The sequence below is a fragment of the uncultured Rikenella sp. genome, from assembly GCF_910579375.1.
Taxonomy (GTDB): Bacteria; Bacteroidota; Bacteroidia; order Bacteroidales; family Rikenellaceae; genus Rikenella.
In genome coordinates, this window is record NZ_CAJTUJ010000051.1 from 1 (window position 1) to 12600 (window position 12600).

Sequence of the window (12600 nt, forward strand, 5' to 3'; positions counted from 1 at the left end):
GCTGGGATTTCATCTCGATTTTGCTCACCGCAAAACGAGTGAAATCCCTTTTTAAGCGGGCGGGCGACGGATTTTTTGCGCACCACTCTTTTTTCGCGCGCCTGCGCGATTCATTCTATTTCGGCGCGAGCCGAAATAGTTGAATCGCTTCTTTTGGCAAGACGCGCGTCTTTGGCTACAGGAGGGGACTGCCCTCGGGCCGGGCAGGCCCCGCGTGCCCGCGGTGGGCAAATGGCCGCCTCTACCTCCGTTCTCTGTCCGCGCGCGGGCGGCAGGCAAGGGGCCGCCTCAGCCCAACAACTAACGCCCGCCTCCGGCCAACCAGCCCCTTTCGGCCCTCCGCCCAGAAAAAAGCACCCCGCCCCCCATCGTCCCCGCACCCGCTTATCCGAAAAAAACGTTATCTTTGTGGCAGTGTCCCATCGGGTTTCGACCCGACCGACCACATCAAAGGAGGACCGCCGATGAACCACAACGCCAAGATTCTGTACGTCTGCCAGGAAGTAGTACCCTACCTTCCCGACAACGACATATCGAGCCTTTGCCGCTACCTGCCCCAAGCCATGCAGGAGCGCGGAGCCGAGATCCGCATCTTCATGCCCCGTTGGGGCTGCATCAACGAGCGTCGGAACCAGCTCCACGAAGTGATCCGCCTCTCCGGGATGAACCTCATCATCGACGACACCGACCACCAACTCATCATCAAAGTCGCCTCCATCCCTACAGCCCGCGTCCAAGTCTACTTCATCGACAACGACGACTTCTTCAAACGGAAAGCCACCTGGGCCGACAGCGACGGCAACCACTTCGCCGACAACGAAGAGCGCGCCATCTTCTTCGCCCGCGGCGTATTGGAGACCGTCCGGAAACTGCGCTGGGCCCCGAACATCGTCCACTGCCACGACTGGTTCTCCGCCATCGTCCCCATCTACCTGAAGAAAATATTCCACAACGACCCCATCTTCAGAGAACTCAAGATCGTCGTCTCCGTTTATGACCACCCTTTTCCCGGGAACTTGGATCCCGCCCTCGGCTCCAAACTCATCCAGGAAGGCATCAAGAAAGACGAACTCAAGCATCTCGACCACCCCGACTACCTCGGCCTCATGAAATTCGCCCTCGAACGCGCCGACGGCGCAGTACTCGGGAGCAAAGAGATCGCCCCCGAACTCACCGACTTTATCCGCCAGCGCGGGATACCCACCCTCTCCTATCCCGGCACCGAAAACTACGAAGACGCATACGCCGCATTTTATGACACACTGCTCGAAAAATAACACCCACCACTTCACCCTCCTCCCCCTTCTGCTGAGCACCCTTCTCCTCCTCAGCCTCCCCTCCTGCACCCAACGCGACGACGCCTTCGGGAACGACCTCGTGCCGCCGAGCCAACACATGCGCAGCACCATCGACTCCACCGTCCTCGTGCACACCTACATCTCCACCTGCGACTCCTTGGAGACCAGCGTATCCGGCTACTACGAACCCCTCGTCGGCTCCTACATCGACCCCCTCACCGGACGGATCGACATCCAAGCCTTCGTCAACTACTCCCCCTACGGCTTCCTCCACAGCCACTACTTCGGCGAGAACCCCGTGATCGACTCCATGCGCTACGCCATCACCTTCACCGGCGCCATCGGCGACACCGCCAAGAGCGTCACCGTCGACGTCTACGAAGTCAAAGACTACCACTTCCACCAGGACAGCGCCTACTTCAGCAACTTCGACATGTCCCCCTATATCGGCGCCACCCCCCTGTTCTCCTTCGAACAGAAAGGCCCCGGCACCGCCTACGGGCGCCTGCCCGACGAATTCGCCAAACGCCTCCTCGACAACACCCAAAGCAAAGAGAACATCTACTACAACGACACCCTCTTCCACAAGAAATTCCCCGGCCTCTACTTCAAACTCCGCAACCAAGCCACCGCAGGCGAAGAAGGCACCCTCCTGAAGATGGACATGGCCCAAAGCACCATGTACCTCTTCTACCACAACACCGGCCCCAACGGACTCGACACCTTAGACCAGCAGATCCTCTTCTACAGCGACCGGACTTACGACTACATCTGCTTCACCACCATCCAGCACGACTACACCCTCTCCGACCCATCCAAAGGCGGCGTGCCAGCCACCGCCATCGGCGACACCACACACGCCTCCGAATACATGTACGTACAAGGGCTCGCAGGCCTCATGGGACAACTCCGGATTGAAAAAAGCCAACTCGAACACCTGCAACAACAAGCCGTGGAACAAGGATACAGCCACATCGCCCTCCACCGCGCCGAACTGAAAGTGCGCATGGTCGACTCCGGCTACGAACAATACAACAAATCCTTCACCGGCCTCGGCCTCTACCACAACATGATCGGGTACGAATTCCTCGACGAATACAACCCCATCCTCGACGCCATCACCACCAACAACTACACCGCCACCCTAGGCGGGAGCCTGAATCGCTCGTTAGGCATCTACACCTTCGACATCACCTCCTACGTTCAGCAACTCCTCACCGGCAAAGAAGAACGCTACACCACCGAACTGCTCCCCGCCTACCTGCAACGGAACGACACCGGCCGCAGCTGGATCTACGGTTCGAATTCGCCATACCCCCCGTTGCTCGTGCTGACCTACACCCTGATTAAATAATCCGAACCATTTTCCGGTCGCCCCGTAACCCGCCGGGCGACCGCCGTTTTTCAGACCTAAAGGCCCACCCCTTTAGGTTTTTACATGATACCCAACCCCATGCACGAAAACCTCGTCATCGTCGAATCCCCCGCCAAAGCCAAGACCATCGAAAAGATCCTCGGCGACCGCTATACCGTGAAATCCAGCTTCGGCCACATCCGCGACCTGAAGAAAAAAGGGCTCAGCATCGACATCTCCCGCGGCTTCGAACCCGAATACGAAATCTCTCCCGACAAAGTGAAAGTCGTGAGCGAACTGCGCCGCCTCTCCAAAGAAGCCCGCACCGTCTGGCTCGCCTCCGATGAAGACCGCGAAGGAGAAGCCATCGCCTGGCACCTGAAAGAGACCCTCCAGCTGCCCGACGACAAGACCCGCCGGATCGTCTTCCACGAAATCACCAAAAACGCCATCCTGCACGCCGTCGAACACCCCCGCCAAGTCGACCTCAACCTCGTCAACGCCCAACAAGCCCGTCGCGTGCTCGACCGGTTAGTCGGGTTCGAACTGTCGCCCCTGCTGTGGAAGAAAGTGCGGCCCTCCCTCTCCGCCGGCCGCGTCCAATCCGTCACCGTGAAACTCATCGTCGAACGCGAACGCGAAATCATGAGCTTCGAAAGCTCCGACTACTACCGCGTCATCGGCGAATTCATCACCCCCGACGGCACCGGCTTCAAAGCCGAACTCAACACCCGCTTCAAGACCGAAACCGAAGCCAACGCCTTTCTGAGCGCCATCGCCTCGCCCGACATCGCCTTCACCATCGGCGCCGTCGAGACCCGTCCCGCCAAACGGACACCGGCACCTCCGTTCACCACCTCCACCCTCCAGCAGGAAGCCGCCCGGAAACTCGGCTTCTCCGTCAGCCAGACCATGACCATCGCCCAGCGACTCTACGAAGCCGGGATGATCACCTACATGCGAACCGACTCCGTGCACCTGTCAAGCCTCGCCCTCGGCGCCGCCAAGAGCGCCGTCACCGACCTCTTCGGCGCCCAGTACCATAAAACCCGGCAATATACCACGAAAAGCAAAGGCGCCCAGGAAGCTCACGAAGCCATCCGGCCCACCTACATCGACCGTCGCGAAGCCGGCACCACCGCCCAGGAGCGCCGCCTCTACGACCTCATCTGGAAACGCACCGTCGCCACCCAGATGGCCGACGCCGAATTAGAGAAGACCACCGCCCGGATCGAAATCTCCGGCCGCCCCGAACACTTCACCGCCACCGGCGAAGTGATCACCTTCGACGGCTTCCTTCGGCTCTACATGGAATCCCACGACGACGAACCCGCCTCGAAAAGCGGCAGCAACGGCACCTCCGCCGAGCCCCTGCTCCCGCCACTGGTCAAAGGCACCAGCCTCCGTCGCGGCCAGGTCGTCGCCACCCAACGTTTCGCCCAACGCCCCCCGAGATACTCGGAAGCCAGCCTCGTGAAACAACTCGAAGAGCTCGGGATCGGACGTCCCTCGACCTACGCCCCGACCATCTCCACCGTCATCAACCGCGGCTACGTCGTCAAAGAAGACCGCGAAGGCACGAGACGCGACTACACCATCCTGACCCTCGCCCCGAACGGCACCCTCAAACGCACCGAGAAGAGCGAGACCACCGGCACCGAGAAGAACAAACTCTTCCCCACCGACATCGGGATGCTCGTCACCGACTACCTCTCCGACCACTTCTCCGCCATCCTCGACTACAACTTCACCGCCAAAGTCGAGAAAGAGTTCGACGAGATCGCCGACGGCGACCTCGACTGGCGCCGCATGCTCGCCGCCTTCTACGAACCCTTCCATGAAGGCGTCGACAACGCCGAAGGCGACACCGAATACGTCCGCAGCGAGCGCCTGTTAGGCATCGACCCGAAGAGCGGGAAGAACGTCTACGCCCGCGTCGGCAAATTCGGCCCCATGGTTCAGCTCGGCGACACCCCAGTAGCGGCACATAAAGGGACCCTCGCCGCCGCCATCAAGCCCTCGGACGACGAGAAACCCCGTTACGCCTCCTTGCAGAAAGGCCAGATGGTCGCCACCATCACCCTGGAAGAGGCCCTCGCCCTGTTCGAACTGCCCCGCACCTTAGGCGAATACGAAGGGAAAACCGTCGTCGTCTCCGTCGGCCGGTTCGGGCCCTACGTGCGTCACGACGGCAAATTCACCTCCCTGAAAGTTCGCGAGGGAGACGACCCGTATACCATCGACCTGCCCCGCGCCATCGCCCTGATCGAAGAGAAGCGCGAAGCCGAACGGAACCGCGTGATCCGGGTTTACGAAGCCGACGACATTCAGGTATTGAACGGACGTTGGGGCCCTTACATCGCCCATGGCGGCGCCAACTACAAGATACCGAAGCCCCTGCTGAGCAATCGAGAAGCCTCTGACTTGACCTTAGAGGAATTGAAAGCCCTGATTTCCGAGCAGCAAGCCGCCGGTGCCGGTAGCAGTGGTGCCAAACGTCCCCCCTTCCGCCGCGCCGGCCGGAGCAAGAAATAAGCGACAGACGCAAAATGAGTCCTGCGGAGCCTAAGGCATAGCGCAGCTATCATGAAAGTTTTTGGTGCCGCTTTTTACAAAAAGCGGCAGTTTCAGGCGGGACAAAGCTCGACCGCGCGCCACGCCTAAAGAGGGAAATCATCAAAATGCGCTTGCGCGTTTTGATAAGATTTCCTCAGGCACGCGAACAAAGAACGGGGCGAGGAATTGGGCCGAGGCGGCCTTGGGGTAGAGGCGGCCATTAAATCACCCGAAGGGTGCGCCCGCCCGGCGTAAGGGCAGTACCCTCCCGTAGGACAGACGCGCGCCACGCCTAAAGAAGCGATTCAGCGATTTCGGCGGTAGCCGAATTATAGATGAATCGCGCAGGCGCGCAAATAAAGTTCTCCCGCGCGCCCGGCCAAAAGAAGCGATTCAGCGATTTCGGCGGTGAGCCGAAACAGAATGAATCGCGCAGGCGCGCGAACGCAGAGCCGTGCGCGAAAATGCGGCCGGCAATAGACAGCCCCACGAAGCCCCCTTGGTCTGACTTTACGCGGGACGCCGATGTGCCGTTAAAAGGGACTTTCCCGTACTACTCGGATGGGGTTGTCGGAGAATCTTACGGTGCAGGGAACTACAAAGCCACCAACGGTCGTCTCTACAAGGTAACGGACGACGGCACCGCGGGAACCCCGCTCGCCTGGTACCCCGCCCCGGGCTTCCGCGACGCAGGCAGTTACGGGCGATTGGGCGGGCTGGGGAGCGTCGGCAACTACGGTTACAGCTGGGGTTCCACGTTCGACGGGAACAATGGCATGTACTTGGATTTCACCGTGACGGGCCTCGGCCCCAGCAGCACGACGAGCCGGGCCTACGGTTTTCAGTTGCGGTGCCTCTCGGAATAAACGGAAACGGCCATAAACATAAGATAAACACGGCCAGCTTCGAGTGTCGAGCCCCCTACCATATCCCATCAAATAACCCCGCTATGCCCCTCACCGTCGAAATCACCCTCAGCCCCGCCCAAGCCCAAGACCCCGAAGCCATTCAAGCCGCCGCCCGCCAAGCCGCCGGCATCCGCAACCCCGACGAGATCGCCTTCAGCCGCATCGTGCGCCGCTCCATCGACGCCCGGCGACACACCAGCGGCCTCCGCAGCGTCCGCATCCAACTCGCCGTCGAACTCTGGCTCGACCGGGAAGGCCGTCCCGACCCCGTCCACCTCGAATGGGGCGACGTCTCGAACCTTCCCCCCTCCCGCCAAGCCCTTATCATCGGCGCCGGGCCCGCCGGCCTCTTCGCCGCATTAGAACTCATCGAACTCGGCTACCGCCCCATCCTCCTCGAACGCGGCAAAGACGTCTCCGCCCGGAAAACCGACATCGCCGCCATCCAGCGCAACCAGCCCGTCGACCCCGACTCCAACTACGCCTTCGGCGAAGGCGGCGCCGGCACCTACTCCGACGGCAAACTCTACACCCGGTCGAAGAAACGCGGCAACTACCGGAAATCCTTAGAGATCCTCCACCACCACGGCGCCGACGAATCCATCCTCTACGACACCCACCCCCACATCGGCACCGACCGGCTGCCCCGCGTCATCGCCGCCATCCGCCAGACCATCCTGAACTCCGGCGGCCGGATCCACTTCAACAGCCGCGTCACCGACCTTCTCCTCAGCCCCGACCGGAGCCGGCTCCTCGGCGTCGTGACCCACGACGGCACCCCCATCGAAGCCCCCGTCACCCTCCTCGCCACCGGCCACTCCGCCCGCGACATCTACGACCTCCTCCACCGCCGGTCGATCCACCTCGAATCCAAACCCTTCGCCATGGGCCTCCGCGTCGAACACCGCCAGGAGCTCATCGACCGCATCCAATACAAGACCCTCGACCCCGCCCTTCCCCCCGCCGCCTACAGCCTCGTCGCCCAGGTACCCTCCGGCCTCACCGGGTCTCACGCCCCGAAAACCCGCGGCGTCTACAGCTTCTGCATGTGTCCCGGCGGCTTTATCGTCCCCGCCCTGACCTCCCCCGGCGAATGCGTCGTGAACGGCATGTCCCCCTCCGGCCGGAACAACATCTTCGCCAACTCCGGCATCGTCACCCAGATCCTGCCCGACGACTACGCCGACCTCGTCCCCCACTTCGGCCCCCTCGCCGGTCTCCGTTTTCAGGAACAACTGGAGAAGATGGGCTACGCCCAAGGCGGCGGCGCCCAGATCGCACCCGCCCAGCGGCTCGACGCCTTCGTCCGCGGCGCGAAATGCAGCGACACCCTGCCCACCTCCTACCATCCCGGCCTCACCGCCAGCGACATGGACAAATGGATGCCCCGGTTCATCAGCCAAGCCCTTCGCGCCGGCTTCCGCGAATTCGACAAGAAGATGCGCGGCTTCGTCACCCCCGACGCCCAAGTGATCGGCATCGAATCTCGCACCAGCTCCCCCGTCCGGATCCCGCGCGACCGCGAGAGCTACATGCACCCTCAAGTCTCCGGCCTCTTTCCCGTCGGCGAAGGAGCCGGTTATGCCGGCGGCATCATCTCCGCCGCCGTCGACGGCGCCGCCTCTGCCCGCGCCGCCGTCGAATACCTGCGCCGCGAACGCCCCTGACCCTCGACGTGCCGCCCGTTACAATATTATGTTGTAACTTTACAACATAATGATGCAATGTTACAACATGATGCAACATGTTGCAACATTGTAACAAAATGTTGCAACATTACATACAACAAAGCCACAGCAACTTGACAATCAAAGAGATAAAACCCGGCAAGTTATCCGGCCGCATCGCCTCGCCGACCTCGAAGAGCTACGCCCAGCGCGCCTTGGCCGCCGCCCTCCTCGTCCCCGAATCGGCCCACCCGGCCGGTTGGAGCGAGCTGCGGCGGATGGGCCTCTGCAACGACACCTCCGCCGCTCTGGACGCCATCCAGCGTCTGGGCGCCTCCGTCCGCTACGGCGACAACCGCGACACCTACTACATCGAGGGAGGCTTCCTGCGACAGTCTCCCGCCGAGCTGCACATCGGCGAATCAGGCCTCTCGGCCCGGCTCTTCACCCCCATCGCCTCCCAGAGCCCCACGCCGATCACCATCACCGGCCACGGCTCGATCCTCCGCCGGCCGGTGGCCGCCTCGATGGTCGAGCCGCTCCGGAGACTCGGCGCCACCGTGACCGACAGCGCAAACGGCTGTCTGCCCCTGACCGTCAGCGGGCCGCTGCGGGGCGGAACCGTCGAGGTGGACGGCTCGCTCAGCTCGCAATTCATCACCGGCCTGCTGATGGCCTCCCCGCTGTCGTCCTCCGAGACCCGGCTGCTCGTGCGACAACCCCGGAGCATCCCTTATCTGGCCATGACTTTGGAGGTGCTGCGGACTTTCGGGATCGAGGTTTCGCACGCCCCGGACTATACAGAATTCGTGATTCCGGGCGGGCAGCAATATCGTCCGACCGTCTGCTCGATCGAGGGGGACTGGAGCGGCGCCTCGTGCCTGCTGGTGGGCGGCGCGATCGCCTCCGAGCCGCGCGGAGCGGGAATTATCGTCGAGAACCTCCATCCGCGTTCGTTGCAGGCCGATCGGGCCATCATCACGGCCTTGGAGCGCGCCGGAGCCATACTGGCATCGAGCAGCCATCTTTGGACGGTCGGTCGCCCGGCGACCCTGCGGAGTTTCGAGTTCGACGCCACGGATTGCCCGGATCTCTTCCCGGCCTTGGCGGCCTTGGCAGCCTGTTGTAGCGGGACGACGGTTCTGCGCGGCACGAGCCGCCTGACGCACAAAGAGAGCGACCGGGCAGCGACCTTAGCGGCCGAGTTCGGGAAGTTAGGAGTAGAGATCGACCTCTCGACACCGGACACGATGTCGATTCGGGGGATTTCGACTCCGGACGGCTCCTTGACCGTGCGCGACGCCCGATTAGAGAGCCACAACGACCACCGGATCGCGATGGCGACAGCCGTAGCGGCCTTGCGGGCCGACCGTCCGGTGACCATCAGCCATGCAGAGGCGGTCGAGAAGTCCTACCCGGACTTTTGGAACGACCTCGACACGTTATACACGGCGTAAGGCGTGCACAGCTTAGGATAGAGACGTCCACAGTAAAGCTTATTTGAATGTGTAGGTAGACCCGGCCAGCGCATCCCGAAGGGTCTTTTATTAGGGTTCTTTCCGTCTTACTAAGTGGGGCCCGCCCGGACAGAGATTTGGGCGTCGGCAGCTGGAGGATGCGTTAGCATCCGTCTAAAGTTTTTCTGGTTCTCTTTGTTCACAAAGAGAACAGTTCCAGCTGGGACAATGACCGGATCGCGCGCCGCCGCCTAAAGGAGCGATTCAGCTATTTCGGCGGTAGCCGAATATAGATGAATCGCGCAGGCGCGCGGAAAATTCAATCTCGCCCCAAAATCCGTCGCCCGCCCGCTTAAAGGGCATATTCTGCCGGTTGGCACTTGGCCAACTTAGGCTGAATTGCCGCGGGCGACGGAAAACGCGGCGGAGCGAAAGCGGAGCCGCAGTGAGGCGAACACGGGGCGGAGCTTTGAGCTGGTTCTTGCGATCCTAAAGGGTCGCGCGGGCCGAAGCCTCCGACCGCGGAGGCCCGCAACTCACGATGCTCGTTTTGGGCCCCGCAGGCTTCGACCCGACAAAACCAAGAGCGAATAGCGCAATTCGCAGAACCGCCAGCCCACCCCCGAAGCACGCAGCCCGAAATCGACAAATTCGGGTAAAAGCTGCCAATAAAACGCCCTATGGGCGCGGTTCCCGCCCCGGGCTACTGCCACCACGCAGGAGGTTGGTTCGGCGGAGTCGGCGACTACGGCTACAGTTGGGCGTCAGCGGCCCGTAACATGGAGTCCTATAGCCACGGTTTGTACCTGCACTTCACCTCGAACATTCTTGTTCCGGACAACCTGAGCGCCTGTGCCCACGGTCGTCAGTTGCGTTGCCTCTCGGAATAAACGGTGCCGCTCGGCACTCGAAAGATGGCTGGAACTACCCTAAATATCCGGCAGCCTCTACCCGAAACAACCGGATGGAACTACCCTAAGCAGAAAGCAGAAACGCCCACAACCTCCAAAAGCGCTACGTCAAACCCCCTACCCTTCCGCCTGCAGCACCGACAGAGCCGTCGCCGCCAGCATCGCCACACCGTACGGAATCGCCCGCTCGTCCGCCACGAATGCCGCATGGTGCAGCGGAGCCGAACTCTCGACCCCCCACCGGAAAAACACAGACGGATAACGCACCGAATAAAAACCGAAATCTTCGGCCGTCATCCGCCGCGGAATCTCGGTCACCGCCTCAGAGCCGAACGTTTCGGCAATCGTCTCCCGAGCCAGCGCTGCCAGACGGGCGTCGTTCTCCACACACGGATAGCCCACCATCAACTCGACCTCCGCCGTACAGCCGTAAGCCTCGACCGTGCGGAGCGCCACCTCGCGGATCCGGTCGTGCGCACGCGTACGCCACGCCTCGTCCATCGTCCGGAACGTCCCCTCGACCTCGACCCGGTCGGGAATCACGTTCGTCGCCCCGTCCGCGATCACCCGCCCGAACGACAACACCGACGGCGTAAAAGCATAGCTGTTCCGGCTGACGATCTGCTGCATCGCCACGATCATGGCCGACGCCGCCAACACCGGGTCGCTGAGCTCGTGAGGCAACGCTCCGTGTCCGCCGTGTCCCTCCACCACGATGCGAATCTCGTCGGTCGAGGCCATAAACCTCCCCGCCCGCACGCCGATCTGTCCGACTTTCAGCTCGGGTGAAACATGACCGCCGATAAAAGCCCGCGGTTCGAGCCCGTCGAAGACCCCCTCTTTCAGCACCACCGAAGCCCCTCCCGGCCAAAGCTCTTCGCCCGGCTGGAACAGCCCCAGCACCGTCCCGTCGAACGCCTCGCGACGCTCCTGTAACAGCACCAGCGCCCCCAGCAGAGCCGCCGTGTGGAGGTCGTGTCCGCAGGCGTGCATCACCCCGTCGGGACAGGCAAACGGCAGTCCGGTCGTCTCGGTGATCGGCAGGGCGTCCATATCGGCCCGCAGCACGACCGGGCGGTCGGGATCGGCCGTCCGACCGTCGATCCGGGCCAGAACGCCGGTTCCGGCCACCTCGCGATACGGAATGCCGTACGTGTCGAGCACGAGGCGAATGAGCGCCGAGGTGCGGTGTTCTTCGAACGAGAGTTCGGCGTGGCGATGAATCTCGCGCCGCCAGTCTGCGACCTTCGGGGCGAGCTGACGGGCGGCTTTAAAAATATCCGGTTCCATAAGTACCGCTAAGGTACGCATTTTTCCGGGTTCAGATCAGCAAAAAGAGCAGGGCGGCGAGCGTCGATCCGCACAGAGGGGCCACGACGGGAATCCAGGCGTAACCCCACTGGCTGCTCCCCTTTGCGGGCCCCATGGGCAACAGGGCGTGCATCAGGCGGGGGGCGAAGTCGCGGACGGGGTTGATGGCGTATCCGGTGGTACCGCCGAGCGAAAGGCCGATGACCCAGACAATAAAGGCGACGGGCAGGGCACCGACGGAACCGAGTCCCACGGGGAGGGTGGTTCCGTCGGTCGGGACGAAGAGGCTGCCGTCGGTGATGTAAAAGATGGCGAAAATCAGGACAAAGGTGGCGATCAGCTCGCTGGCGAAGTTCAGTGCGCGACGCGGGAGGGCGGGCGCGGTGCAGAAGACGGCGAGCAGGGTGGCCGGGTCTTCGCAGATGCGCAGGTGGGCGTTATAGAAGACCCACACGAGGGTCGCTCCGAGGGCGGCGCCGAGCAGCTGGGCGGCCACATAGGCGGGCAGGGCGCTCCAGGCGAACTGTCCGGCGAGGGCGAAACCGAGGCTGACGGCGGGGTTGAGGTGTGCGCCGCTGAAGGGGCCGGCGACGACGACGCCGACGAAGACGGCGAGGGCCCAGCCGGTGGTAATGACGATCCATCCGCCGCGGTTCCCTTTGGTGCGGGGCAGGAGGACGTTGGCGACGACGCCGTTGCCCAATAAAATCATCAGTGCGGTGCCGACGAGTTCGGCCATAAAGGGTGACATAGGCTCCGGTATTTATGGATTGAAAGGTCTGCTCTATTGAGGGGGAAAAACAGTTTTATCAGGGTCGGTGTTTATTAGAGCCGAGGCGGCCGGTAAAGCGCCCTGTGGGCGCACCCCGGGCAACCGCTATACGACGGGCGCACTGAACGATGTCGGGTTCGGCAGTTGTAGCTGGTCTTCTTCTACAAAGGGCAACCGTGGGTGGGGTTTAAGTTTCAACGTGGCTTGGTTCTACACGAGTTATACGGATCCACGCGCGCTCGGTTTCCAGTTGCGTTGCCTCTCGGAATAAACGGGCACCCACAGGGTGTTTTACTGGTCGTATCTACCCCAATAACCGGCAGCCTCTGCCCCTACTTGAAACCGAGGCGGCCCGGTTCGAGTGCC

At 62.2% G+C, this 12600-nt stretch carries 9 protein-coding genes; 7 read left to right on the forward strand and 2 right to left on the reverse strand.

The genetic code is table 11. The features are described 5' to 3' along the window. Positions 1–464 precede the first annotated feature (464 nt). From QZ302_RS05815 to QZ302_RS05845, 7 genes are all read left to right on the forward strand, one after another. A complete protein-coding gene (locus tag QZ302_RS05815; protein WP_294593545.1) occupies positions 465–1277 on the forward strand; it encodes a glycogen/starch synthase in 813 nt (270 codons plus the stop codon). Then, the gene (locus QZ302_RS05820) at positions 1255–2652 is read left to right on the forward strand and encodes a DUF4270 family protein (RefSeq protein ID WP_294593548.1); all 1398 of its coding nucleotides are present in this window, start codon (positions 1255–1257) and stop codon (positions 2650–2652) included. The genes QZ302_RS05815 and QZ302_RS05820 overlap by 23 nt, the downstream gene beginning before the upstream one ends. A gap of 99 nt (positions 2653–2751) precedes the next feature. Next, the gene (gene topA, locus QZ302_RS05825) at positions 2752–5187 is read left to right on the forward strand and encodes a type I DNA topoisomerase (RefSeq protein ID WP_294593561.1); all 2436 of its coding nucleotides are present in this window, start codon (positions 2752–2754) and stop codon (positions 5185–5187) included. A gap of 485 nt (positions 5188–5672) precedes the next feature. Continuing rightward, complete coding sequence (locus tag QZ302_RS05830; RefSeq protein WP_294593549.1) at positions 5673–6074, forward strand: hypothetical protein; 402 nt, start codon at positions 5673–5675, stop codon at positions 6072–6074. An 83-nt stretch (positions 6075–6157) separates the two neighbouring features. Continuing rightward, a complete protein-coding gene (locus QZ302_RS05835) occupies positions 6158–7783 on the forward strand; it encodes an FAD-dependent protein (protein WP_294593551.1) in 1626 nt (541 codons plus the stop codon). Positions 7784–7917: 134 nt separating this feature from the next. Continuing rightward, on the forward strand, positions 7918–9240 hold the full coding sequence (gene aroA, locus QZ302_RS05840) for a 3-phosphoshikimate 1-carboxyvinyltransferase (RefSeq protein ID WP_294593553.1): 1323 nt from the start codon (positions 7918–7920) through the stop codon (positions 9238–9240). Between the two features lie 680 nt (positions 9241–9920). Then, on the forward strand, positions 9921–10130 hold the full coding sequence (locus QZ302_RS05845) for a hypothetical protein (RefSeq protein ID WP_294593555.1): 210 nt from the start codon (positions 9921–9923) through the stop codon (positions 10128–10130). A 138-nt stretch (positions 10131–10268) separates the two neighbouring features. Here QZ302_RS05845 and QZ302_RS05850 read toward each other — a convergent pair whose 3' ends face one another. Next, positions 10269–11441, reverse strand: a complete 1173-nt coding sequence (locus QZ302_RS05850; RefSeq protein WP_294593557.1) for a M20 family metallopeptidase — start codon at positions 11439–11441, stop codon at positions 10269–10271. Positions 11442–11472: 31 nt separating this feature from the next. Beyond that, the gene (locus QZ302_RS05855; protein WP_294593559.1) at positions 11473–12213 is read right to left on the reverse strand and encodes an MIP/aquaporin family protein; all 741 of its coding nucleotides are present in this window, start codon (positions 12211–12213) and stop codon (positions 11473–11475) included. Positions 12214–12600: the final 387 nt, after the last annotated feature.